Source organism: Comamonas sp. MYb21, from assembly GCF_037479395.1.
Lineage (GTDB): Bacteria > Pseudomonadota > Gammaproteobacteria > Burkholderiales > Burkholderiaceae_C > Comamonas.
The window spans coordinates 103,764-128,291 of record NZ_JBBGZC010000013.1 but is presented as its reverse complement, the minus strand read 5'-3'; the positions used below and the strand labels follow the sequence as shown (position 1 = coordinate 128,291).

The window sequence follows — 24,528 nt, the reverse complement described above, 5'->3', positions numbered from 1 at the left end:
TTTTAGATGTAGGACCCCAAGGCGCAGGAGACGGGGGCCTCCTGGGCCATTCAGTGCTTGCAGCGGTTTAGCGCTTGAGCAGCCCGGCTTGCTTGACGGCCGCGCGCAGTGCCTCCACTTCCTTGGCATTGGGCGCTTCAGTCGGTGGGCGCACGGTGGCGTCATCGATCACGCCAGCCAGGTACATGCCGCCCTTCATGCGGGCATGGGCCTCGCCGGTGGGCTCGCCACCGCCGTACACGGCATCCTTGAGCGGGGTGATGATGGCCTGCACTTCCATCGCCTTCTTCAGGTCGCCCGCCTTCACGGCGTTCCACAGGTCGATGATCAGTTGCGGAATAAACGTCGCAAAGCCCACCAGCGCGCCGTCCACGCCCTGCACCATCGAGGCGAGCAGGTACTCGTCGTGGCAGGTCAGGATGGCCTTGGAGGCATCAGCCTCGCGGATCGCCTGGATGTCGCGGGCGTATTTGTTCATGTCGCGCTGTCCCACCTTGAAGGCCTGCAGGTACGGCAGCTTCGCCAGATCGGCCAGCAGTTGCGACGAGTAGGAGGCACGCGTCCAGGCTGGGTACACATGGCAGACCAGGTCGGCATGGGGGGCGGCCTGGTGGATGGCATCGAAATACTGCAGCGCATGGCCGGACGTGAAGCCAAAGCGCAGCCAGTGGTGCGGGGGCATCACATCCAGCGCCACGGCACCGGCTTCCACCGCAGCGCGGGCGTGCTCGGCCGCATCGGCCAGGCCTTCGCAAACGATGGACGAGATCACCGGCAGGCGGCCTTTGAGCTCATCGGCCACAATGCGCGTCACCTCAGCGCGCTCGGCGGGCGTCAGCGAGAACACCTCGCCGGTATGGCCATTGGTCATGATCGCGACCACGCCATCGTGGCCGGCCAGCCAGGAGGCGAGCTTGCGCAGTGCGGGCTCGTCGATGCGGTGGTCCGGGGTGAAAGGGCAAGAGATGGCAGGAATAATTCCACGATAATTCGCGATGGCAGGCATGTTTTTGTCTCCGTTAGGGGTGCGGGTGGTCAACGGTGTTCATCATTTCGCAGGCTGCCTCTGCTGTCCAATACCCGAAACGCATACATGTATCTATGAGCCAGGCAGGCTCCAAGGAAACCCATGGGACCCGGCAACCGCCCGCTCGATCTGGAGTGGCTCGAAGACTTCATGGCACTGGCCGATACCGGCAACTTCTCGCGCGCAGCCGAGGCCCGCGCCATTGCCCAGCCGGCCTTTAGCCGCCATATCCGCTCGCTGGAAGACTGGGTGGGCGTGGAGCTGTTTGACCGCAGTGCCCACCCCGCCGCCCTCACCCCCGCCGGCCAGCGCTTTCTGCCGCTGCTGCAAAACGTGCTGGCCAATCTGGAGGCCGCCCGCATCAAGGCCCGCGCCGCGCACGACCAGGCTGCCGCCAGCCTGCGCTTTGCCGCCACCCATGTGCTGTCGCTCACCTTCTTTCCGCGCTGGCTGGTGGGCATGGAAGCGCAGCTGCGCATGGGCCCGATCCAGACGATGAGCGACAGCTCACTCGCCTGCGAAGACCTGATGCTGCAGCGCCGCGTGCAGTTTGTGCTGTGCCACGGCCATGCCGCCGTGCCCGGCCGCCTGGACGAAGGCCAGTACCCCGTGCTGCGCCTGTCCGATGACCTGCTGCGCCCGGTCAGCGCTGCCGCGCCCGATGCCCCCGGCCAGCCGCTGCACCGCATCGGCCAGGACAGCGCTGTGCCCGTGCTCGCCTACAGCGAAGCCTCGGGCCTGGGCCGCATCATGCGATCGCGCATGCGCGGCATGTTTGCCGATGGCGCAGACGCCGTGCACTCCCCCCAGCCCGGCATGGCGCAGGGCGTCGCCGTCGTCTTTACCGCCCACCACGCGGCCTTACTCAAAACCATGGCCCTGGAAGGCCGAGGCGTCGCCTGGCTGCCCCAGAGCCTTATCACTGAAGAGCTGCGCAGCGGCAGCCTGGTGCCCGCAGGTGATGACCGCTGGAATGTACCGGTGGAGATCCGCCTGTACCGCCAACGCTCGGAGATGGCGCCGGCGGCGGAGGCTTTGTGGGCGCTGGTGCAGGGGCAGCAGGCTGAGGGTGCGGATGGGACGCAAGCCGGCTAGGCCCTGAAGCACTGCGGTTTTCTCCCCGCTGCAGAATGGGCATGGATGGGATGACCCCAGGCGCTGCGCATCGTGTTTTCAACCGGAGTGGATGATGGATCTCGCTATCGCGGCTTTCGCTGTGCTCGCTGTCCCTGTCGTGCTGTTCTTGCTCTGGGACCAGTGGCGGCTCGGCAAGAAAGCCTTGCGCGACGCCAAGCGTGAACGGCCATTTCCGGCGGTGCCCACGAAGCCTGGCTCGCGGGATGACGCGGGGGCCAATGGCAGCGGCGGTGATGGCTGTGGGGGCGATGGTGAATAGTTACTCTTGGCAGCACTTCCAGCCGGTGGTCGCAACATCCAAACCTGGGTAATGCGCCTATCTGCCCAACCAAATCTCCACTGCCGAACGCTCAAACAGTGGTTTTGCCAAAGCGCTGCAGCCAGCGATTGAAGGATGCAGACAACACACTCTGGTTCGCATCCAGGATCGTGCATTTATCGACTTTTTTCAGCTTGACGCCGTTGGTGGTAGCGCCCGTGATTTTCTCCAGCTGCGCCTCCAGCTTGTAGCTGACGCAGTAATCGCCAGGCAATGCTCTTGCGCCTGCGGCTAGTTGGCCCACCATGGATTCAATGAGGCGATTCATCGCCAGCTCCGCGATTTTCATGGCAGCGGCTTGGGATTCTGGAGACAGTTCGGCCAGTGCGGCAAAGGGCTCGCTGTTTACCTTTCCAAATTTGGCGCGGTAATCCTCGTCCTCGACCAGAGCAGCCAGCGTGGAGAGAATGTCGTTGCGCGACTGGAATAGCGCACAGCCAAAAATATCTGCATGGTTCTGGAGCCGATTTTCTGCATCGGCCACCAGTTGATCGCCTGTGACCGGGTAGCTGGGGATTCGACCCATGCGAAAAGGTTTGACCGAACGATTTGGAAAGCTTTGGTCCATGTGGGTATTCCAATTTGTCTAACGAATGTGCGCCATCAAACCAGCGTTTAAGCGCCGGACGCCTGGATACTACATGCTCTGTTGAATAAACCCACTCGATCATTTTGTGGGCGTCGTACACTGCCAGCCTCTGCCTTTTAACAAGCTTTGTGCAAGCCAATGACAACGCCCATGTTCCCTGACAGTGTCGACACCCCCATCCAAACACCCCGCCTTACCTTGCGCCTAGCCGGCCCCGGCGATGGCAAGGCTGTGTATGCTGCCGTCGTAGAAAGCCTGGCCAGCCTGCGCGCTTGGCCCACCTCGCTGCCTTGGGCACTGTATGAGCCGTCGGTATCGGCGTCCGAAGACTTTTGCCTGGCCAGCATGCGCGATCGCGAAAACGGAACTGGCCTGGCGTTTCTGGTCTGGGACCACGAGCAGCGATTGATCGGCAGCGTGGGCCTGCACACGATCCGCTGGGACATTCCCAGCATGGAAATTGGCTTTTGGATGCGCAGTGGCGTGCACAGAAACGGATTTGCGAAAGAGGCGGTCACGGCCGTCCTGCACTTGGCATTCACACAATTGAAAGCGCGGCGGGTATTTGCGCGCACCGATGAAGATAACGCCGGCAGCCGTGCGACCTGCGCCAGCGCGGGGATGCTGTTGGAGGGGGTGATGAAAAATGAGCGCATCACGCCATCAGGGCAGTTGAAGAATGGCTGTGTGTATGCGTCAACCAGGTAGCCTGCGATTGCCGTAATCGGCCCAGCGCAGATCTGGCGCGGCTTGGCTGCTGCAGGTTATAAACCGCGCCTTGATGCCCTGCGCCCAGGCAACGCTGCAGCAGCCCGAGGATCCTCCGCTGCTGCCACTACTCGGGCTTGCCCTTCATCCCCAACAATTCGCTCGCACCGATGATGGCCTGGGCGATGTCTTCGACCGATACGCGCTTTTTCATGGCCTGCTCACGCAGCATTTCGTAGGCGCGGTCTTCACTGACCTGGTGGGTGGCAATGAGGATGGCTTTGGCGTCGGTCACACGGCGTTGGCCCAGCAGCTTGTTTTGCAGTTTGTGCACATGTTGCTGCATCTGCCGGTGCTCCTTGTGCATCTGGCGCGCGACGACCAAGGTGGAGAGCAGGCCAAAGGAGCGTATGGGCGAAGGCAGGATCGCCTGCGCCTTGAGCTCCAGCACGGCAGACACAATGGTGGGGTTTTCATAGTTCACCACCGCCACCAGCGCAGGCGCCTGCTCACCGCTCGCCCAGGCCATGAGCAGGTGCAGAAAATCAGGGCGTACCGCCAACAGGACGATATCCGGGTCGTCCGGCAATTGCTGCACCGGTGGCCAGACGCTGCGCACCTGGCAGCCGATGCGCTGGAGCTGCTGGGCCAGCAGCAAGCCATCGGCATCCTCGGGGTGCATCAGGATGATTTTGAGTTGGCGCAGCTCTTTGAGGTGCTGCGAGGTGGCGCGGGGCTGCTGCGGGTTCACGCTCAGACCTCGATCTTGGCCGTCCAGTCGCCCAAGGAATGGGTGACCAGATAGGGGTCCGGCGATACGGCGCGTTTGGCCTCGCGCAGTATGGTGAACTCCCCTTGCGCATTGGCCCGCCCAATGCGCGGGTAGACCCAGGTGTGGTGGTTTCCGGGATCGATGCGCACACGCCCCTGAGGGGCATCAAACTCGCTGCCCAGCAGGTAAGGCAGCAACTCGCTGATGGTGTCGCTGCCCGAGCGGCGAAAGGCATTGGCAAACATATGCAGCTGAAAATAGGAGGCTTCCCAGCACAGATTGGGGCGGCAGTCATCGCCGAACAGCCGCTTGAGGTGGGCCAGGCAGCGCTGGTTGGCGGCCGATTGGATCGACTGAAAATAAGGTGCCGACGTGATGTGGCCGGCTGCGATGTCAAAGCCCATTTGTCCGATCTCGGCCTCCGAGGTGGTGAGGCTGCAGATCGGCATTTCTTTGGTGCTAAAGCCGGCATCGGCATAGGCGCGGTAGAGCTGGGCGGTGGAGTCTCCGACCACCGTGGAAAAGATGAAGTCAGGGCGCTTCTGGCGGATATCTTCCATGACGGCTTGGTAGTCCTGCTCGGTGGCCGCCAGTGGCAGGTAGCGCTCACCGAGGATTTCGCCCTCGGGGTGCTGCAGGACCAACTCGCGCAGTATGCGGTTGGATTCGTAGGGGTAGATGTAGTCCGAGCCGATGAGGTACACGCGCGCGCCAAAGCTGCTGGTCATGAAATCGGCCAACTGCACGCTGTTCTGGTTGGGGGCGGCGCCGGTGTAGATGATGTTCGCGGAGAACTCGAAGCCTTCGTAGAGCGTGGGGTAGAACAAAAGCTTGTTCCATTTCTCGACGACGGGCAGCACGGCCTTGCGGCTGCTGGACATATAGCAGCCAAAAATGGTGTTGACGCGGTCGTGCATGATCAACTGCTCGGCCAGGCGCGCGTACTCGGCAGGGTTGGACGCCGGGTCATAGCGCACGGCCACCAGCTCACGCCCGAGCACGCCGCCGGCGTTGTTGATTTCGTCGATGGCCAGCAAGCTGCCCTGCAGTTGCGACTGGCCAATGATGGACGTGGTGCCCGTTTCCGAAAAGAGAATGCCAACACGCAAGGGATCGTTGTTTGCCAAAACCTGTCTCCTGGTCTATCCCACTCCAATGCTTGGGGCACTGGAGCGGATGCGGGGTAAATGCATAAATGCATAAAGCGTGCCAGCCAGCTTAGCGCAGCGGCAGGCGCTGGCCGGTCTCATCGGTGCAGGGCTGGGGAGTGCCCTGCACATCTAGCGCCCAGCGGCCAGGCGCGCGCCCATCCTGGTCAAGCGCGGCAGCAGCTGCACGGCGTCATCCGCGATGTCATAGCCCCGCCATCCGAAGATCTGGCGCACATAGGCATCGGCCTGTGCATCGACAGCCAGACAGCAAACGCGCACGCCTGCGCGCTTGGCCTCCTGAACGGCATGCCGCGCATCTTCGATCAGGTATCGCTTGTCGTGCACATCGATGTCGTGCGGAGCGCCATCGGTGACCACCAACAGGCTGCGCTGCCCTTCGGGCTCGTTGCGCAGCAGGCTGCTGGCATGGCGCAGGGCCGCGCCCATGCGCGTCGAATAGCGCCCGCGCAGGGCTTGGACCATGGCTGCCGTGGCGCCGCTGTAGACCTCGCCAAAATCAAGCAAGCGGTAGTAGTTGACTTCGGCACGGGTGTTGGACGAGAACGCATGGATGGCCAGACGTTCGGCGCTGCGCAAGCACGCCTCGGCCAGCATCAGCGCGGCTTGCTTCTCCAATGCCAGCAGACTCTGGCCCTGCGGCCCGATGTCGTTGACCGATTCGGAGATGTCCAGCAGCACCAACATGCTGGCGGGGCGTGGGCCCTGGCCGCTGCGCATAAAAATGCGCGGGTCAGGGCGTAGCTGCATACGCATGTCCACCTGCACGTCGATGGCCGCATTGAGGTCCAGCGCATCGCCCTCCCACTGGCGGCGAAGCCGATGGCGCCGGTCGAGCACGCGGGGATGGGGCAACGCCAGACTGTCGACCCTGGAGGCACTGGACAGGCGCGCACTGCGGATCTCGCTCAGACCCTGCCAGGCGGGGAGTTTTTCGACCACCTGGCACCAATCCGGCTTCATGTGCTCGCTCCTGTAGTCCCATTCCGGGTAGTGAAAGCGGGCGATCTCCAATTCTTCGGCGGCCTGGGGCATTTGCGCCGGCTTGGGCGGTTCTTGCGTATTTCTTGTGCGTGCCGCTTGCATTTGCGCGGTAGTCTGGGGCAGCTGCAAGGCCTCGTCCTGGTTGTCTTCCGACTCGGGATGCGCCCAGAGGTAGCTGTTGTCATCCCGGTAGAGCGTGGGCCCGGCGTAGTGCTGTGGATCCATCCGCACGCGCATCTGGCCAAGGTCATTGGCGAGGATGGAGGCGATAGCTCGGAATGCCGCATAGTCTTCCAGTCCATGCCGGTGCACCGTGTCTTCAAAAAGCTGCTGCGCCTTGTGCACCCAGTGGTTGGCGCTACCGCTGTCCACCTGCAACAAGATCCGGTCAAGCCGCGCCATAAAGGCGGTAAAGCCCAGGTTTTCCGCCTCGGGCTCGGGCGCGATATGCGCCTGGAACCAAGGGCGTGCGCCGGGGTAGTCGCGCAGCAACAGGCGTTCGGCGCGGGCGTCTTCTATGGCCGAGACCAGCACCATGCCCATGGGCTTCAAGGCCTGGCTGGGCTGGCGCGCTGGCGAATGCAGCAGATGCGCCGCAGCATGCGCCACCATGGCGGTGTGCCGGTGGGCACGCTCGGCCTCGGGCAGATCGAGTAGCGGCGGTAGCATCAAGCGTGCAGCGCTTGAAGATGCCCCCTCGTCTGCAGCAAACACAATGGCACGCTGCGCTGAGGTGGGCCTGGCCGCTGCGCCGCCCAGCAGCCCGCCCGCCTCTTGATGCGGACTGGCAGCCTGCAAGGGATGGACTTGCACCCGGCTCAATGCCAGGCAGGAGGCGAACCTGGCCAGGCGTTCAAAACTGCGTGTGTCGTCGTCGATCCAGGTTGCGGCGGCGCGCTCGCTGAGCCGGGAAGCGGATGATGGGGCCATGGTGCTGTGCTTTTTAGCTTGCAAATTTGGCTTGCACGAGTTGCTTCAGCGCTTGGCAGCTGTCGGGGTCATCCGTCAAGGCCTGGGTGATCGTCATGTCGCAACTGTCGGCGGGCGATACGCCATCGCGTATCAGCAAGCCGGCGTAGATGAGCATGCGGGTGGAAGCGCCTTCATCGAGGCCATGGTGTTTGAGCGCGCGCGTGCTGTGGGCCAGCGCGACCAGACGCTCGGCCAGCGCAGGCGCTATGCCCGCTTCGTGCGCGACGATGTCTGCCTCGGTGGCGGCATCGGGGTAGTCAAACTCCAAGGCGGCAAAGCGCTGGCGCGTCGAGGGCTTCATGTCCTTGGCGCTGCTCTGGTAGCCGGGGTTGTAGGAGACCACCAGTTGAAAATCCGGATGTGCATGCACGACTTCGCCTTTCTTGTCGAGCGGAAGCACGCGGCGCGCGTCGGTCAGCGGATGGATGACGACCGTCGTGTCCTGCCTGGCCTCCACCACCTCATCGAGGTAGCAGATGGCACCGTAGCGCACCGCCCTGGTGAGCGGCCCGTCATGCCAGGCCGTGCCATCGGCATCGAGCAGGTAGCGGCCGACCAGGTCAGAGGCGGTCATGTCTTCGTTGCAGGCCAGGGTGATGAGCGGGCGCTGGAGCGCCCAGGCCATGCGCTCGACAAAGCGCGTCTTGCCGCAGCCCGTTGGGCCTTTCAGAATCAGCGGCATGCGGTGGCGGTAGGCCTGTTCGTACAGCGCGATCTCATTGCGGGCGGGCCGGTAAAACGGCTCTTGGGCCAGGCGGTACTCGGCCAGCGGGTCATCGCCGCGGGCGGCATGCAGAGGGTCTTTTGCATTCATCATGTTCACCATTTCCCCATCAACAACATCAAACCCGGAATCCAGCAGGTCACAATGCCCACCAGCACCGTGTAGGCCGCCAGAAAGCGCAGCTGCTTGCCGAGCCCCAGCGCAAGAAAGAAGAAAAACCACAGACTCGCCCAGACCAGCCACATGGCGATGACGCGGATATCACCGGCAGCGGCGGCAAAGGCCAGCGCACTGACCGCCACAAACAGGCAGTACCAACCCAGGCCCACGCCTTTGAGCGCCCACCACTGCACCACCGCCAGGTACAGGTAGGTGAAAGCAAAAAGCAGGCCGCCTGCGGCAGCGAAATAGTCAGGGTCCGTGTCTGCACGAAGAATGCCAACGGCATTGATGAACAAGGCCAGCAGACCCACGAGCAGATTGACAGACGCAGAGTCCCGCGCGTCGATGCGGCCGCTCAGGCCCATACCGTTGACGATCAGCACCATGCCAATGAAAAAAAGTGCGATACCCAGCATGTTTGTCTCCTTGTTTTTTATCGGACGGCATGGCTGCTCGATACCGGGCGGCCATGCCCACTGGGGATGCGGCTTTAGCGGTGCTGGGGCGCTTCGTGCGGAATCCCTTCTATCGGGCATTCAGGGGTGCCCACCGTCGTGCGGGTGAACGACTCGACCATCTCCCGCGTCCCTTCGGGGTCGTTGACCCACTGGCTGTAGAAGCTGTAGGGGCAGGCGGCAACGCCCTTGTCGCCATCGCCCGAATTGATGGTGCCGGTGTAGCCACGGTGCACCAGTTTGAAGAGGTGGTTTTGCGACTGACCGTTCTTGCGTGCATCGCGGATCAGCGATTTGGACAGCTCCGCATACTGGATGCCCATTTCTTCTTCACCGGTCTCGCCCAAGGTGCGGCCGTCAAAACCGATGATGGCGGAGTGGCCAAAATAGGAGTAGACACCGTCAAAGCCCGCCGCATTGGCCACGGCCACGTAGGTGTTGTTCATGAACGCCATGGCCTTGGACACCAGGATTTGCTGCTCCTTGGCCGGGTACATATAGCCTTGGCAGCGGACGATCAGCTCGGCGCCGCGCATCGCACAGTCGCGCCAGATCTCCGGGTAGTTGCCATCGTCGCAGATGATCAGGCTGATCTTCATCCCCTTGGGGCCTTCGCTGACATAGGTGCAGTCGCCGGGATACCAGCCTTCGATGGGCACCCAGGGCATGATCTTGCGGTATTTCTGCACGATCTCGCCCTGGTTGTTCATGAGGACCAGGGTGTTGTAGGGCGCCTTGTTGGGGTGCTCCTCATGGCGCTCGCCGGTGAGCGAGAAAATCCCCCAGACATTGGCCTTGCGGCAGGCATCGGCAAAGATGGCCGTCTCTTCACCGGGAATGGCAGAGGCGGTCTCGTACATCTCCTTGGAGTCGTACATGATGCCGTGCGTGGAGTACTCGGGGAACACCACCAAGTCCATGCCCGGCAGCCCTCGCTTCATGCCCACCACCATGTCGGCGATCTTGCGACAGTTGTCCAGTACCTCGGCCTTGGTATGCAGGCGTGGCATCTTGTAGTTCACCACCGCTACGCCTACGCAATCATTGCTGCTCGAAATATCTCCGTGTCTCATGGCTGTGCTCCAAGTTAATGAGAAAAAAGTGCGACCTGTCCGGCTGGCAGCCGCAGCGCAGGGGTTTCAAAGCAGCGTAGGCAAAGCTCCGCCAGCGAACCAAAGGCCTGGTCCGAAAAACGGGAATACCAAAAAACGAACGAAAAAAAGCCCGAATCGACTCTGGAATGAATCGATTCGGGCTTTATTGCCGGACATCTGCGCTGGCAACCTTGGCAGCTGATGTCAATATCTGCAACGAAATCTGCGTGGCGTTTGTCCGCCGCCAGACAATGGTAGAACGATTGTGGCCATGGCCGCCTAGAACATCTACCGGTTGCAGCGTTTGAGCGATGGTGGTAGTTGGCAAGCCGCGCAGCGAGAAAATGGGCAAGAACCATGCGAGCCTGGAACAAATCCGTGGCGCATCTTCGTGCAACGGCCCGCATCGAGCCCATCGGACTTCTTGTTTATCGGCTACATTCGCGATCGTGATCAGCAGCAGTTGGCCAACCATCTGCGGATTGCACCATCCCCCCATAGCATCGCAAGGGAATCTCTTCCACCATGAGCCTTGTCACCGATCTTCTCGCCGGCATTGCGGAGTTTTTCGCCGATGTGTTTGTGTTCAGGCGCCAGCGCGAAAAGCGGGGCCATGCCAGGCGCGATATCGCCGATGACGCCATGGCGGTCGCGCATTTTGATGTCGTCAGCTTGCTGTGGATTGCGCTGGTCTGCGTTGGTTTGATGTTTCTGCTGATTTTCGGCTTGGGGGTGCCTGTGGGTTGGGGAATCGGCATTGGCCTGGTCGTTGCAGCGGTATGGGGCTACAGAAAATACGCCCAGATGCTGCGCGAGCCTTGATGGCTTGGGTCCTCAGAACCCAGCGTTTTGCATGCCCAACGCAGGGCGAGCCCGGCATTTCCACCCAAGCTCGCAGGGCTAAATAGCAACCATTTACAAAGCCGTTACAATCGCGGCTCTCTCCTCCCCAGCAACAGATCCGCCCCGGCGGTCTCAGCCAAGCCAGGAGTTCTCTTCTTGTCTTCCGGCTGAGGTGTGTCCGTGCCCGAGCGCTACTACAGAGAACTGCTGCGGTATTTCACACGCAGCGCAGGTGACGGTGATGTCGCCGCCGACTTGGTGCAAAGCGCCTATACCCGTATCTATGCGATGCAGCGTTCTGGTGGAACGGTGCTGGATGCGCGCGCCCTGCTCTACAAGACGGCGCGCAACCTGGCAGCCAGCGGTGCAACGCGCAGGCTGGCCGAGCAGCGTGTGCTGGATGCGCTGAGCCTGGTCGCACCGACCAGCGCGCCCTCGGCAGAAAGCGCGGCCATGGCCCGTGAGCAGCTGAACCTGTTTTTGCAGCGGCTCGAAGCCATGCCGCGCAAACGCCGCGATGTGTTCATCCTCGTACGCATCTACGGCTACAGCTACCGGGAAGCCGGTGAGCACCTGGGCATGACCGAAACCAATATTGAAAGGCATGTCATGCGCGGCATCCTGGATTGCGCAGCGTATGCGCCCTCTCGCGCCTGAATACGCAAGCACGGCAAGACCATGGCATCTTCTGAACCCCCTCGCAAACTGGTGGAAGCAGCCTTGCTGCTGGTCGGCCGCGTCCACAAGGGCAGCAGCGATGCAGCGCTGGCGGCCGAGCAGGAACTGGCGGCGCACTGGCGTACCGGCTCCCCCGAATGCCGGGCCGCACTGGAGACCGCCGAGCGCCTCTGGGCCAGCACCGATGGCAGCCATCTGCAAGCCAATGTGCCGCCCCCTTCGCGCCAGGACCCCCGTCGCGCGCGGCGCAATGCCTTGAGTCTGCTGGGCCTGGGCGGCTTGACGGCGGTGCTTTGGGGCGGTGGCCGCTGGGCCTGGCAGCGGCCGGTGTATGAGCAAGAGTTGCAGACCGCGCATGCGCAGCAGCGCGACCTCAGCCTGCCCGATGGCTCGGAACTCAGCCTCGCGCCGAACACGCACACGCGCATCGCCATCTACCGCGATCGCCGCGAGGTGCAGCTGCTGAGCGGTGAAATGCGCTTCCGCGTGGCCCCGGACGCCGACCGTCCCTTCAGCGTCACCACCGACTGGGGTGGCGTGCGCGTTTTGGGCACGGTGTTCAGCGTCGGCGTGCGAGAGCAGCAAATGCGAGTGGCCGTGGCAGAAGGCCGGGTGGCGGTATGGCCTGCCGAGCGCCCTGGTGCGGCCATGGACATGAAGGCCGCGCCTCCCGTCACGCTGACGGCTGGCGACGCGATTGCGGCCGACCAGCGCGGCCTGGGACCCCGCTTGCAGGTACCTGCCGACAGCGTGGGCGCCTGGCGCAGCGGCTGGCTGGTGTTCCACAACACGCCTCTGGACCAGGTGCTGGACCAATGGAACGACTACCTGGCACGCCCGCTGCGGTTGGGCAGCCATCCGCAGCTGCGGCAATTGCGGCTGTCGGGGAGCTTCCCTTTGCGCCAGCCCCAGGCCTTTTTGACGGGCCTACCGGACATGCTGCCGGTGCGCGTGCTGCGCAATGGCGCAGGCGATGTGAGCGTGGAGCTGCGCTGACGGCGCCCTTGCGCAGCGCCTGTTAAACGCCGGTTGGGGCCGGTTGGCACCGTTACAAATATTTTTTGGAATTTTTGTCAGGGTTGAAGCCCTTCGTTGGTCTTCTGCTGGAAACCCTCCACTGGAAGCAGCTTCTCATGACCCGACCCTCTCTGGCAGCGCGCAGCGCGCGTTCCTTTGCTCTATCCCCGTTGGCCTTCGCCGCGCTGACGGCGGCCGCGACCCTGACCGCGTTTGGCATGGCGCCCGCCGCCTGGGCCCAGGCGCCTGCTAGCGAGCAAAGCCTGCAGACCGCTGTGCCGGCGCAGGCTTTGGCGCTGACGCTCAATGCCATCTCTCGGCAAACGGGCATCGCCATTGGGGCCGATGCCGCGCTGCTGCAAGGCAAAACCGCGCCCGCCGTGCCCAGCGGCCTTAGCTTGCAGCAGGCCATCGACCGCGCACTGGCGGGCAGTGGCTTGGTGTCCGTGCGCAGTGGGCCGGGCACGGTCTCCATCCGCCCGCAGCCACCGGTAGCGCAGGACACCGTCACCTTGCCTGCGGTAACGGTCAGCGCAGCATTGGATACGGAACGTGCGAACGGCCCCGTGTCGGGTTATGTGGCGCGGCGCGCCACGGCGGGCAGCAAGACGGACACGGCCATCATCGATACGCCGCAGTCGGTGTCGGTCATCACGAATGACGAACTGCGCAGCCGCCAGGCCGAGACCTTGTCCCAGGCACTGAACTACACCCCGGGCGTGACCACCCAGCCCACCAGCTTCAGCCGCACGGCCGACCGTTTCCGCATCCGTGGCATGGATGTGGAGTCCGCCAACAGTGGCTCGATGCGCGATGGCCTGCGCCTGCAAAGCAACTCCTACGACGGCATCCAGGAGCCCTATGGTTTGGAACGGGTGGAGGTGCTGCGCGGCGCGGCGTCGGTGCTTTATGGGCAGCTGTCACCCGGTGGCGTGGTCAACGCGGTCAGCAAGCGCCCCACGTCCGAGCCCATCCGGGAGCTGGGCCTGCAGCTGGGCAACCACAACCGCCGCCAGCTGACGGCAGATTTCAGCGGCCCCGTGGCCGGCAGTGACACCTTGGACTACCGGCTGACCATGCTCGGCCGCGACAGCCGTACCGCAGATCGCTACATTCCGGATGACAAGCTGTACATTGCGCCCGCCCTCACCTGGCGGCCCAGCGCGGACACCTCGCTCACCTTGCTGTCGTTCTACCAAAAGACCAATACGCGCTTCTCTGCACCCTTGCCCTACCAACTGGTGGAAGGCGTGGGCCAGGGCCCCCATTTCATTGGCCGGGGCGACTTCATTGGCGAGCCCGACTACGACAAGATGAAGGGCGAGATGTTCACCTTGGGCTATGAGCTGAGCCACGCGCTGAACACAGACACCCGCCTGCACCACAGCCTGCGCTTCTTTGAATCTAAGGTGACCTGGAACTACCTGCAGGCCCAGACCAGCGCGGCGGCCATTGCCGAGGCTGCCTCCACCGGCGTGCTGCGCCGCCAGTACAGCGACCGGCGCGAACATGCCAAGGGCCTGGTCTCGGACACCCGCATGGAGTTCAACCGCCCACTGCTGGGTGCAGACCACAAGCTGCTGCTAGGCCTGGACCTCTACCGCATGGACTATGACTCGGAGAACTTCCGCGCCAATACCTCGTCCATCAACCTCGGCAGCTACAACTATGGCCAGCCGGTCAACGTGAACCGCGATCCGGCGCTGGACCGTGGCTCGCGCCGCAAAACCACGCAAGCCGGCCTCTACCTGCAAGACCAGATCAGCCTGAACGACCGCTGGACCGTGCTGGCCGGCCTGCGCCGCGACTGGGCACAGCAGGACCAGACCGCGCACCGCGACGGCAGCAATGCCAAGCAAAGAGACGGCGCCAACACCTGGCGGATGGGTGTGGTCTACAAGGTGCCCAACGGGCTGGCACCGTACCTGAGCTACAGCGAATCCTTCTTCCCGGTGTCGGTGTCTGAAGTCTCGGGCATGAGCTTCCGCCCCACCACGGGCAAGCAGTACGAAGCCGGCCTGCGCTACCAGCCCGAAGGCAGCCGCACCCTGCTCAGCGCCGCTATCTACCAGCTGGTGCAAGACAATGTGCTGAAGTTCGATGCCGGTGAGAACAGCTACCGCCAGACGGGACAGGTCCGCTCACGCGGCCTGGAGCTGGAAGCCAAGACCGAGGTATCGCGGGCGCTCAGCCTGATCGCCTCCTATGCCTATACCGATGCCAAGATCACGCGCAGCACCATCGCCAGCGAGATCGGCCAGCGCAGCGAAGACACCCCCTACCACCAGGCCGCTCTTTGGGCTGACTACAACTTTGCATCCTGGGGCCTGCCACAGCTGCGCCTGGCTGCAGGCGCGCGCTACAAGGGCAGCACCCGCGCATCAGGCATTGCCACCGGCATGCCCGCCTACACCGTGGTTGATGCGCTGCTGGGCTACCGCTTTGACGCGCATTGGGATCTCAGCGTCAACGTGAGCAACCTGATGGACAAGAAATTCACCCAATGCGAGTTCGCCATCTGCCACTACGGTGACGAACGCCAGGCCAGCGCCAACCTGACCTACCGCTGGTGATGTCTCGGCGCAAAGCCTCGCTGCGGGGCTGGTTGGTCCTGGCCCACCGGATTGCCGGTCTGAGCCTGGCGGCCTTCCTGGTCGTGGCCGGGCTGACCGGCAGCCTGCTGGTGTGGAACAGCGACCTGGATGCCGCGATCAACCCACAGTGGTTAAGGACCACGAGCGCAGACCCCAGCACCCGGCCCATCGACGCACTGGCGCTGCGCGACATGGTGCAGGCGCAGTACCCCCATGCCCTGGCCCTGCGCGTGCCGCTGGCACAGGAGCCCGGCCATGCGCTGGTGTTTTTGCTGCGCCCGCGTCCAGGCAAAGCGCCGCTGGAGAACGACGAGGTCTTCGTCGACCCCACCAGCGGCAAGATCCTGGGCGAACGGCGCTGGGGCGATATCACGCAGACCTGGCGCAACCTGATGCCGTTTCTGTACCAGCTGCATTACTCGCTGGCCCTCGGTGCGGTGGGCACCTGGTTGCTGGGCCTGGTGTCGCTGCTCTGGATGGTCGATAGCGTCATCGGCTTTTGCTTGACCCTGCCCGCCAGCGCCAAGAATGCAAAACGCCCCTGGCTGGGACGCTGGGCGCGGGCCTGGAAGCTGGACATGCAAAGCCGCTGGCGTGCCACCTTCGACCTGCACCGCGCGGGCGGCCTGTGGCTGTGGCCGCTGCTCTTCGTGCTGGCCTGGAGCAGCTTTGCGCTCAATTTGCCGCAGTGGCATGACCCGATGCTGCGGGCCTTCAGCGCACAACAGCCCAGCACCGCCGAACTGCCCCGGCGCAAAACGCCGCTGTGGCAACCCGCGCTGGGCTGGCAAGCCGCACACGCGCAGGCCCACAGCCTGATGCAGCAACTGGCCCAACAACAAAAATTCCAAGTGCTGGCAGAAAGCTCCTTTGCCTATGATCCACGAGTAGGCCTGTACCGCTATGACGTGCGCAGCAGCCTGGACATCAAGGATGAAGGCGGCAGCACCCGTTTGTTTATGGACGGCGACAGCGGCGCTCTGGTCGCCACCTGGTTCCCGACCGGCACTGCCGGCGCGGATACCTTGATCACCTGGATCAGCAACCTGCATATGGCCAGCGTGGGCGGCCTGGCCTACAAGCTGCTGATTACCGTGACGGGAGCAGGTGTGGCGATGCTCAGCGTGACGGGGGTGTTGATCTGGCTGCGCAAACGCGCCGCGCGTAAAAAGAGCTGAGCTTGTTTTTCGTCAGCTGCGGACGAAAGCAGTCAAAAGTTCACATGCAGCAAGGGCGGCACCAGGCGCGGATCGCGGAGCTTCTCCACCCACCACTGCAGCGCGGGCCCCGTGCGGTGCGAATGCCAGCCGACAAACAGCAGATTGGGTTCGCGCGGGTCTTGCGTGGCCAGGGCCACCAGGCTGCCGTCGGCCAGATGATCGCGCACCTTCTCCAGCGGTAGCCAGCCAACGCCCAAGCCTGCGACCTGGGCAGCGATCTTGGCGCGCATGCTGGGCATGGCCAGGCGCTCCTGGTGCGTCTGCACGCCGTAGCTGCGGGCAACAGCCAGGCGCGAGGTATCGGCCACGACGACCGAGCGGTGCGCGGCGATGGCCTCCACCGACAGGGGTTGTCCGTCTTGTGCCTCGCGTGCCAAGGGGTGGCGCGGCGAGACGGCAAACACCCATTCGAGCTGCGCCAGCTCAAACCATTGCAGATGCGCCATCGCGGGCGGCTCGTTCGTCGCAGCCACCACCAAGTCGGCGCGCTGGTCCAGCAGAGCCTCCCAGGTGCCGCCCAGCACCTCATGGGCAATGCGCAGGCGCACGCCGCTGTTGAGCGCATCAAAGTCTGCTATCAGCGGCAGCAGCGCCTCGGTATTGGCCAGCTCGTCGGTCACGATGCGCAGCTCCGACTCCCAGCCCCGCGCCACCTGCTTGACCCGCTCCGTCAGCCGCCGCGCCTGGGCGTGCAGCTGGGCGCCCTGCTCCACCAGCAGCAAGCCCGCTGGCGTGAGCGCGATGCGGTAGCCCGCACGGTCAAACAGCAGGGCATCCAGCCGCTCTTCCAGCTGGCGCGCGGCATAGGACACGGTGGACGCGGCCTTGCCCAGGCGCTCGGCTGCGCGCGACAGGCTGCCGGTGGCACGCACCGCTTCGAGAAGTTGCAAATCTTCGAGACTCAACATGTTCGATATTTTTGCACGAGTTCATCGAAATCCTGGTGTCTGTAGCGCCACCCATCGTCAGATACTTCATTCATCGGCCCTGCACCAGGGCGGATAGCCCAGTAAGACATCAACGAAACAACTGAAGGAAACACCATGAACCGCTTTGAAGGAAAGAATATCTTGGTCACCGGTGGCAGCAGTGGCATCGGCGCTGCAGCCGCCATTGCCTTTGCCCGTGAAGGCGCCCGGGTAGCGATCACCGGCCGCGATGCCGACAGCCTGGCCCGCGTCAAGGCCGAATTGGGCCCCAACGCGCTGGCCCTGGTCAGCGAAGCCGGTGACGTATCAGCCCAAGCCGCACTGGTGGCCGAGTTGCAAACGCAGATGGGCTTGATCGATGGCGTGTTCATCAACGCCGGCGTGGCCAAGTTCGGCCCGCTGCCGCAGATCGACGAAGCGCTGTGGGACAGCAGCTTTGACACCAATGTCAAAGGCCCCTACTTCCTCATCCAACGCCTGGCAGCGCTGATGACGCGCGGCGGATCGATTGTGCTGAACGGCTCGATCAACGCCCATATCGGCATGCCCAACTCCAGCGTCTACGCCGCCAGCAAGGCCGCACTGATCTCCCTGGCCAAGACCTTGTCGGCCGAGCTGCTGCCCCAAGGCGTGCGCGTGAATGTGGTGAGCCCCGGCCCCGTCAGCACCCCGCTCTACGGCAAGCTGGGCCTGGCACCCGACCAAGCCAAGGCCATGGCCGCCGGCATCCAGACGCAGATTCCGCTGGGCCGCTTTGGAACGCCAGAAGAAATCGCCGCGACGGTGCTGCACCTGGTGTCCAAGGAATCGGGGTTCATTGTGGGGACGGAAATTATTGCGGATGGTGGGATGAGCCAGATGTGAGATGGGGGCCGCAGGCGCCGGCGCGATGGTCTCTTCTGAAGCCGACTCCCTTCAGAAAAGACCCAAGCACGCAAAACTGTATGCATAGACAGTAGAATTTTGCCCTTGATAGTTTTCACAAAGGCCCAAAAATGTCCGAAGAGCTCGAACAAGAAGCTGCCTCCGTCTTCGAAGACCGCCTTTGGCACCACAACGGCTGGGAGGCCCGCGTCATCAAGAACGAAGACGACGATGGCTGGGCGGTTGCCATGACCCAGGACGGCCAGGCCGAGCCAAGCCTCGTAGGCCCATGGACGATGGGCCGCGACAAGAAAAATCCCAAGCCGCTTGACGTTTCCGCCTTCAACACCCTCGTCAAGACTGCCCACGAAGTCATGCGGCGGCATGAGCAGCACCTGGCGGCCCAGCTGCACAAGGACATCCAGATCTTGGTGAATGGATCGCGCGTGACTGTCTCTCTCGATATTGAGCCCGACGAGGACAATCCCTCCGCGACCCTCACCGCCACCGCAGAGGATGGCAGTGAATTGGCCAAGGTTCGCGTCAGGCCGGACCATGGCCTCAGCCGAGCGTCTGCGCAACGTTGGGCTGATGCAGGCTATCCGCGTCCCGGCGAGGACTGAGCTACAGGCCGCGCCAGCTCGCGCGGATGCTTGGGTCGGCAGCGCTTATTCACATGCCACCGTCGGTGACTCACGTCGACCGGGCTGCGCCCCCAAGGCGTGCGGGTGCGCGTGGTGAGCCGCAGCGCTCTCCGCACCTCCCCTCTACCGTAAGCTAGGCCTGGCCCCGATCGAATGAAAGCCATGGCAGCCGGCATCCAGACGCACATCCCGCTGGACCGCTTTGGCACACCAGAGACGGAGATTGTTTCGGATGGGGGATGAGCCAGATGTGAAGCAGAGGGCCAACCTGTGCACGCCGTTTGAGCAGAGGCTCAGGCCGTGCTGCGTGCCACTGGTGGATAGACCACGCGGAATCGCTCGCAGGCCAGCAGCATGTCGTCGTTGAACGCCCGGCCTGCGCTTTCGCATTCTCTGCTGAAGTACGCAAAATGCGCTTCACGCCAGTAGGCCAGAGAGCCATCCCCTTCTCCCTCCGTGGCCGCAAATTCCTCAGTAACAGCGCTAAACGGCACGATATCGACCTGAACCGTCTCGATGATGCACAGCGGGATGTCATTGGAGTCGGTTACGACGCTCAAGTCACCGGGCTTGGGCACACCTTTGCCAGATGACTCGTAGGACCAGACGGATCCGGCAGTGGCGCGCTTGGTGCCTGCCAGCACGAGCTGCCCGAGTTCATCAGCCATTGACGGAGAGTCGCCAAAGCCGAAGGCTTCGTAGAACCTTTCGTCCTGGATTCCGCCTTGCTCCAAAGAGTATGCGGACCACATCGAGAGAACGTGAGCTGGGATGGTCATGGTGCTAGATGTTGTGCGCTGCAGCGCCGTGCCAACCGCAATGCCTACGGCATAGTCTGATCACTGATGGCGCCTGAAAGGCGCCAGGTTTGAAACGGGACGACCGTACCAACGTCCGAGTATAAATAGTCCCACCCAGCGCGTGCGCCCAACGATACCGAGAAACGCAAAGGGCTTCCGGGAACCCCTACTTCAGGCGTTTGTCTTCACCGATGTGCGGATGCCGCTACGCAGGGGCTCCCCGCGCGCAAAGACTCGGCCCGCTTTTTTTGGATTCATATGCGTAATCCAGCTGGCGCAACTGCAAAAAGCCGAAGCACCAAGCGGTTCTCACAACTTCCAATAGGCGCAAGCAGTGATGCGTCCTGCCTCCGCACAAGCCAGGCGCCCCCATATGCGGTGGAATGCCATGGAACGCCTGGCTTGCGGCTAACGAGAGCCCTCACCGCTCCCCAAAAATCCCTCCTCAGCCAACAGCCCCCTGGCTAGGCTGCCCATCCACCAAGCGCCACAGCCCCAACGCATTGTCATTTTGCAAAGCCACCGGCCGCAGCGCATCGGGCAGATCCTGGTAGCAGACCGGGCGCAAAAAGCGGTCGATGGCGCTGGCACCGACGGAGGTGTACATGGCGTTGGAGGTGGCGGGGAAGGGGCCGCCGTGGACCATGGCGTGGCTCACTTCCACGCCGGTGGGGAAGCCATTGACGAGGATGCGGCCGCATTGGCGCTCCAGCACCGGCAGCAGCGCGCGGGCGCTGTCGTGGTCGCCCTGCTCCAGGTGCAAGGTGGCGGTGAGCTGGCCTTCCAGCTGTTGTGCAACCTGCAGCAATTCGTCCACACTGCTGGCTTTGACGACGATGGAGGCGGGGCCAAACATCTCTGACTGCAAGGCCTCGTTTGCCAACAAGGTCTGGGCGCTGGTCACATACAGCGCGGCCTGCGCGGCGTTGGCATGGTCCGCGGCCACGCCGGTGGCCAGCTGCTCCACGCCGGCAGCGGCTTGCACCTGCGCTCGGCCGGCCTCATAGGCCTGGTGGATGCCGGCGGTCAGCATGGTTTGCGCGCCCTTGGCGCGGATGGCCGAGGCCGCTGCGCTGATAAAGGTCGTGAGCGCAGGGCTGTCGATGGCCAACACCAGGCCGGGGTTGGTGCAGAACTGCCCGGCCCCCATCGCCAGCGAATCGGCAAAGCCCTGGGCCAGGGCCTCGGGCCGCGCAGCCAGCGCCTGGGGCAGCAAGAAGACGGGGTTGATGCTGCTCATCTCGGCGTACACAGGGACGGGCTCCGCGCGGTTGTTGGCGATGCGCAAGAGCGCCAGGCCACCTTGGCGCGAGCCGGTAAAGCCGACGGCCTTGATCGCGGGGTGGGCCACCAGGGCCTCGCCCAGTTCACGGCCGGCACCCACCAGCAGCGAGAAAACGCCCTCGGGCATGCCCTGGCGCTGCGCGGCCTTTTGCACCGCCCGTGCCACCATCTCCGAGGTGCCCAGATGTGCGCTGTGCGCCTTCACGATCACCGGCGCGCCAGCGGCCAAGGCCGATGCGGTATCGCCACCCGCTACCGAAAACGCCAGCGGAAAATTGCTGGCACCAAACACTGCCACCGGGCCCAGTGGGATCTTGGCCAAGCGCAGATCGGCACGGGGCAGCGGCTGACGCTCGGGCTGGGCGGTGTCGATGGTGGCGCGCAAAAAATGGCCGTCGCGCACGACCTGGGCAAACAGGCGCAACTGGCCCACCGTGCGGCCGCGCTCGCCCGTCAAGCGGGCAATCGGCAGGCCGCTTTCCGCATGGGCGCGCTCAATCAGCCCATCACCCAGCTGCAGGATTTCTTCGGCAATCGCCTCCAAAAAGGCAGCGCGCTGCGCCAAGGGCAGGTTGCGGTAAGGGTCGAAGGCGGCAGCGGCCAGGCTGGCGGCCAGCTCGACCTCGTTGTTGCCACCCAGGCCAAACTCGGGCTCGGCGATGGGGGCGTTCAGTGTGGGATTGAAGGCGCGTTTGCTGCCGCTGCTGCCGCGCAGGCTGCGGTAGCCGATGACCATATCTCCAGTGATCTGCATGGAGGGTTTCCTCAAAAGGTTGAATGGGGGAAAGATGAATGCGAGTGCTAGGGCCGCCCAGCATGGCAAGACCCACCGCAGGCCAGCAGCGCTGCGGCAGGTCCGGCCTATCAGGCCAGTATTCAGGCCATCACTCGTCCAGCGGCAGGCCGCTGCGATCGCGGGCAATACCCACGGCGACGATGGAGACCAGCGCACAGAGCACCAGGAAGATGACGACCGGCACATAGCTGCCGCTGTAGTAAGCGATCAGCGCGGTGGCGATCAGCGGCATCGGGCCGCCTACCAGGGCCGCACCAATCTGGTAGCCCAGCGACATGCCGGTGTAGCGGATGTCAGGCGGGAAGGCTTCGGCCAGCAGGGTGCCGATCATCGCGCCATAGCTGGACCAGATGATGCCCAGGCCCACACCGACGGCCAGCGCCGCTGCCCAGACGGACTTTTGATCGAGCAGCCAGAAGTACGGGAAGATCCAGAGCATGAAGGCGATGCTGCCGCCGATAAAGACCTTCTTGCGGCCGATCTTGTCCGACAGGTGCCCGAAGAACAGCATGCAGGGGAAGGCGATCAGCGCGCAGACCAGCACGATATTGAGGATCGTCGAGCGGGCAAAGCCGTGGTCCATCATGTACGAGATGGTGAAGGTGGCGTAGAGGAAGAAGGTCGAGGTCTCGACCACCTTGGCGCCGATGGCGATCAGCACTTGGCGCCAGTGGAACTGCAGGGTCTGCTTGATCGGAATGGGCGCGCTGCTGCGGCTAGCCTGGATTTTCTTGAACGATGGCGTCTCGCCCACCGCATTGCGGATCCACATGCCCACCATCACCAGTACGATGGAGCCCACAAACGGAATGCGCCAGCCCCAGGACAGGAAGGCCTCTTCGCTCATGCTTGCGCTCAGCAGCGAGGTGATGATATTGCCCAGCGCCAGGCCCAGCACTGCGCCAGTCTGCGGCACCGCGCCGTAGAACCCGCGCTTCTTGCGCGGCGAGTATTCGACCGCCAGCAGCACGCCACCGCCCCACTCGCCGCCCAGCGCCAGGCCTTGCATCAAACGCAAAACGGTCAGCAGGATGGGGGCCAATATGCCGATTTGCGCATAGTTGGGCAGCAGGCCCATCAGCACGGTCGACAGGCCCATCATCGACAAGGTCATCGCCAAGGTCTTCTTGCGGCCAATGCGGTCGCCGATGTGGGAGAAGATCACGCCGCCAATCGGGCGGATCAGGAAGGCCAGTGCAAACGTGGCCAGCGACAGCATCTGGCTGACCAGCGCGTTGTCGCTGGGGAAGAACTGCTTGGCAAAGATGATGGACGACATGGTTCCGTAGAGGAAATAGTCGTACCACTCGATGGTGCTGCCCACCGCGCTGCCAATCAGCGCGCGCCGGCGTTCCGCATCCGGAACCATGGTTTCCTTGTCGGCCATCGTGGCCGTGTGATTCAGAGAGCTGCTGCTCATGTCTCCACCTCGGGTTGTTGATTTATGAATGTCTGCCTGTGCGCAAGCCTGCGACCAGCCGTCCATTGCGGCGGCGGGCCGGGCTTGCGTCTGTTTTTTGAAACTGCCGGATTACATCGACTGGCGCAGCATCTCGGCATAGTCGTCTGCGCTCGCCTCACGCGGGTTGGTGCGGTGGCTGTGGTCTGCCAGCGCGCCCTTGACGATGCGCTCAAACAGATCCTCAGTTACACCCAGTTCGGCCAAGCCAGTGGGCAGCTGCAGTGCGCGGGACTTGGTGACCAGGGCCTCCTCCACCGACACGCCATCGGCCAGGCCCATGGCCTGCGCCAGGCGTGCGATCTTGTCCTCACGCACCACCGACTCTGCGCCCCGGTTGAAGCGGATCACCGCTGGCAGCAGGATGGCGTTGAGCGTGCCGTGGTGCAGCTTGGGGTTGATGCCGCCCAGCGAATGGCTGAGGCTGTGCACGCAGCCCAGGCCCTTCTGGAAGGCCAGCGCGCCTTGCAGCGAGGCACTCATCATGTTGCTGCGCGCCTCCACATCGGCGGGGTCACGGAAGGCCACCTCGATATGGCGCCAGGCGCGCCAGAGGCCATCGAGCGCAATGCCATCGGCCGGGGGGTTGAAGGCGGGCGCCAGAAAGGTCTCGATGCAGTGCGCAATCGCATCCATGCCGGTGGCGGCCGTCAGGCCTGCGGGCAGGCCCAGGGTCAGGTTGGGGTCGCAGATGGCGACCTTCGGGATCACATGGGGCGAGAGGATGCCGACCTTGCGGCCATCGTCCAGGATGATGATGGCGCCGCGCCCTACTTCGCTGCCAGTGCCCGCCGTGGTGGGCACCGCAATGATGGGCAAGGTGGCGGCAGTGATCTTGAGCGCGCCGCCCTCGATCAGCGCAAACTGGCGCAGCGGCCCTGCATGGCGGGCCGATACTGCCACCGCCTTGGCCAGGTCAATCGATGAGCCGCCACCCACGGCGACGATGCCGTCGCAGGCGCTGTTATTGAGCGCCTCGACGCCGGCGCGCACGGCCGTCTCCGACGGGTTGGGCGGCGTGCCATTGAACAGGCCAAAACGGGCCGCGCCCAGCGCCTCTTTGACCTGGTCGATGATGCCGGCCGCCTCCACCCCTTTGTCGGTCACGATCAAAGGATTGGTAATACCCAGCTTCTCGCACACATCCTTCAGTTCCGCCAGCACACCGGCGCCAAAGCGCACTTCGGTCACATAGTTGATCAGAGCCATAACGTTTTACCAGTTATATCCATTGCTATCAGAAGGCCCGAAGTCTAGGCAGCGCAGCCCATTCGGTACACTGACGGCT

Annotated in this window: 24 protein-coding genes; 10 read left to right on the top strand and 14 right to left on the bottom strand. The window is 63.6% G+C overall.

What is annotated here, in order from left to right:
* Window positions 1-67: 67 nt before the first annotated feature.
* Window positions 68-1,006 carry a dihydrodipicolinate synthase family protein gene (locus WH367_RS19620; protein ID WP_339537343.1) on the bottom strand — a complete coding sequence of 313 codons (939 nt, stop codon included), beginning with the start codon at window positions 1,004-1,006 and terminating at the stop codon, window positions 68-70.
* Between the two features lie 123 nt (window positions 1,007-1,129).
* Here WH367_RS19620 and WH367_RS19615 point away from each other — a divergent pair, with 123 nt between their 5' ends.
* Window positions 1,130-2,122, top strand: a complete 993-nt coding sequence (locus WH367_RS19615) for a LysR family transcriptional regulator (protein WP_339537342.1) — start codon at window positions 1,130-1,132, stop codon at window positions 2,120-2,122.
* Window positions 2,123-2,216: 94 nt separating this feature from the next.
* Complete coding sequence (locus WH367_RS19610; RefSeq protein WP_339537341.1) at window positions 2,217-2,423, top strand: hypothetical protein; 207 nt, start codon at window positions 2,217-2,219, stop codon at window positions 2,421-2,423.
* Between the two features lie 91 nt (window positions 2,424-2,514).
* On the opposite strand, the gene WH367_RS19605 is transcribed toward WH367_RS19610, so the two are convergent.
* The gene (locus WH367_RS19605; protein WP_339537340.1) at window positions 2,515-3,051 is read right to left on the bottom strand and encodes a hypothetical protein; all 537 of its coding nucleotides are present in this window, start codon (window positions 3,049-3,051) and stop codon (window positions 2,515-2,517) included.
* A 171-nt stretch (window positions 3,052-3,222) separates the two neighbouring features.
* Between WH367_RS19605 and WH367_RS19600 the strand changes: the two genes are divergently transcribed.
* Window positions 3,223-3,780, top strand: coding sequence for a GNAT family N-acetyltransferase (locus WH367_RS19600; RefSeq protein WP_339537339.1), 558 nt, complete (start codon window positions 3,223-3,225; stop codon window positions 3,778-3,780).
* Window positions 3,781-3,907: 127 nt separating this feature from the next.
* Here the strand turns inward: WH367_RS19600 and WH367_RS19595 are convergent, their stop codons facing one another.
* The 7 genes from WH367_RS19595 to WH367_RS19565 form a co-directional block, all read right to left on the bottom strand.
* Window positions 3,908-4,531, bottom strand: coding sequence for an ANTAR domain-containing response regulator (locus tag WH367_RS19595; protein WP_339537338.1), 624 nt, complete (start codon window positions 4,529-4,531; stop codon window positions 3,908-3,910).
* A 2-nt stretch (window positions 4,532-4,533) separates the two neighbouring features.
* Window positions 4,534-5,679 (bottom strand): transporter substrate-binding domain-containing protein, encoded by a 1,146-nt coding sequence (locus WH367_RS19590; RefSeq protein WP_339537337.1) that lies wholly within the window; start codon window positions 5,677-5,679, stop codon window positions 4,534-4,536.
* A 153-nt stretch (window positions 5,680-5,832) separates the two neighbouring features.
* The gene (locus tag WH367_RS19585) at window positions 5,833-7,635 is read right to left on the bottom strand and encodes a nitric oxide reductase activation protein NorD (protein WP_339537336.1); all 1,803 of its coding nucleotides are present in this window, start codon (window positions 7,633-7,635) and stop codon (window positions 5,833-5,835) included.
* Between the two features lie 13 nt (window positions 7,636-7,648).
* Complete coding sequence (locus WH367_RS19580) at window positions 7,649-8,491, bottom strand: AAA family ATPase (RefSeq protein WP_043340687.1); 843 nt, start codon at window positions 8,489-8,491, stop codon at window positions 7,649-7,651.
* A 5-nt stretch (window positions 8,492-8,496) separates the two neighbouring features.
* Window positions 8,497-8,979, bottom strand: coding sequence for an AmiS/UreI family transporter (locus WH367_RS19575; protein ID WP_339537335.1), 483 nt, complete (start codon window positions 8,977-8,979; stop codon window positions 8,497-8,499).
* Between the two features lie 74 nt (window positions 8,980-9,053).
* Window positions 9,054-10,091, bottom strand: coding sequence for an aliphatic amidase (locus WH367_RS19570; RefSeq protein ID WP_116925108.1), 1,038 nt, complete (start codon window positions 10,089-10,091; stop codon window positions 9,054-9,056).
* Between the two features lie 184 nt (window positions 10,092-10,275).
* Window positions 10,276-10,587 carry a hypothetical protein gene (locus WH367_RS19565; protein WP_339537334.1) on the bottom strand — a complete coding sequence of 104 codons (312 nt, stop codon included), beginning with the start codon at window positions 10,585-10,587 and terminating at the stop codon, window positions 10,276-10,278.
* A 50-nt stretch (window positions 10,588-10,637) separates the two neighbouring features.
* Here WH367_RS19565 and WH367_RS19560 point away from each other — a divergent pair, with 50 nt between their 5' ends.
* From WH367_RS19560 to WH367_RS19540, 5 genes are all read left to right on the top strand, one after another.
* The gene (locus WH367_RS19560; RefSeq protein ID WP_339537333.1) at window positions 10,638-10,934 is read left to right on the top strand and encodes a hypothetical protein; all 297 of its coding nucleotides are present in this window, start codon (window positions 10,638-10,640) and stop codon (window positions 10,932-10,934) included.
* 195 nt (window positions 10,935-11,129) lie between these two features.
* A complete protein-coding gene (locus WH367_RS19555; protein ID WP_339517701.1) occupies window positions 11,130-11,612 on the top strand; it encodes an RNA polymerase sigma factor in 483 nt (160 codons plus the stop codon).
* Between the two features lie 21 nt (window positions 11,613-11,633).
* A complete protein-coding gene (locus WH367_RS19550; RefSeq protein ID WP_339537332.1) occupies window positions 11,634-12,629 on the top strand; it encodes a FecR family protein in 996 nt (331 codons plus the stop codon).
* Between the two features lie 137 nt (window positions 12,630-12,766).
* Window positions 12,767-15,223 carry a TonB-dependent siderophore receptor gene (locus tag WH367_RS19545; RefSeq protein WP_339537331.1) on the top strand — a complete coding sequence of 819 codons (2,457 nt, stop codon included), beginning with the start codon at window positions 12,767-12,769 and terminating at the stop codon, window positions 15,221-15,223.
* Window positions 15,223-16,422: a PepSY-associated TM helix domain-containing protein gene (locus WH367_RS19540; RefSeq protein ID WP_339537330.1), complete on the top strand. Its 1,200-nt coding sequence runs from the start codon at window positions 15,223-15,225 to the stop codon at window positions 16,420-16,422. The genes WH367_RS19545 and WH367_RS19540 overlap by 1 nt, the downstream gene beginning before the upstream one ends.
* Before the next feature lie 32 nt (window positions 16,423-16,454).
* Here the strand turns inward: WH367_RS19540 and WH367_RS19535 are convergent, their stop codons facing one another.
* On the bottom strand, window positions 16,455-17,372 hold the full coding sequence (locus WH367_RS19535; protein WP_339537329.1) for a LysR family transcriptional regulator: 918 nt from the start codon (window positions 17,370-17,372) through the stop codon (window positions 16,455-16,457).
* Between the two features lie 135 nt (window positions 17,373-17,507).
* Here WH367_RS19535 and WH367_RS19530 point away from each other — a divergent pair, with 135 nt between their 5' ends.
* Entirely contained in the window at window positions 17,508-18,257 is a 750-nt protein-coding gene (locus WH367_RS19530) for an SDR family oxidoreductase (RefSeq protein WP_339537328.1), read from the top strand.
* 131 nt (window positions 18,258-18,388) lie between these two features.
* On the top strand, window positions 18,389-18,880 hold the full coding sequence (locus WH367_RS19525) for a hypothetical protein (RefSeq protein WP_339537327.1): 492 nt from the start codon (window positions 18,389-18,391) through the stop codon (window positions 18,878-18,880).
* Between the two features lie 314 nt (window positions 18,881-19,194).
* On the opposite strand, the gene WH367_RS19520 is transcribed toward WH367_RS19525, so the two are convergent.
* The 4 genes from WH367_RS19520 to WH367_RS19505 form a co-directional block, all read right to left on the bottom strand.
* On the bottom strand, window positions 19,195-19,680 hold the full coding sequence (locus WH367_RS19520) for an ASCH domain-containing protein (protein WP_339537326.1): 486 nt from the start codon (window positions 19,678-19,680) through the stop codon (window positions 19,195-19,197).
* 466 nt (window positions 19,681-20,146) lie between these two features.
* A complete protein-coding gene (locus WH367_RS19515; RefSeq protein WP_339537325.1) occupies window positions 20,147-21,739 on the bottom strand; it encodes an aldehyde dehydrogenase (NADP(+)) in 1,593 nt (530 codons plus the stop codon).
* 130 nt (window positions 21,740-21,869) lie between these two features.
* Window positions 21,870-23,201: an MFS transporter gene (locus WH367_RS19510; RefSeq protein ID WP_339537324.1), complete on the bottom strand. Its 1,332-nt coding sequence runs from the start codon at window positions 23,199-23,201 to the stop codon at window positions 21,870-21,872.
* Window positions 23,202-23,312: 111 nt separating this feature from the next.
* Window positions 23,313-24,449 (bottom strand): iron-containing alcohol dehydrogenase, encoded by a 1,137-nt coding sequence (locus WH367_RS19505; RefSeq protein ID WP_339537323.1) that lies wholly within the window; start codon window positions 24,447-24,449, stop codon window positions 23,313-23,315.
* Window positions 24,450-24,528: the final 79 nt, after the last annotated feature.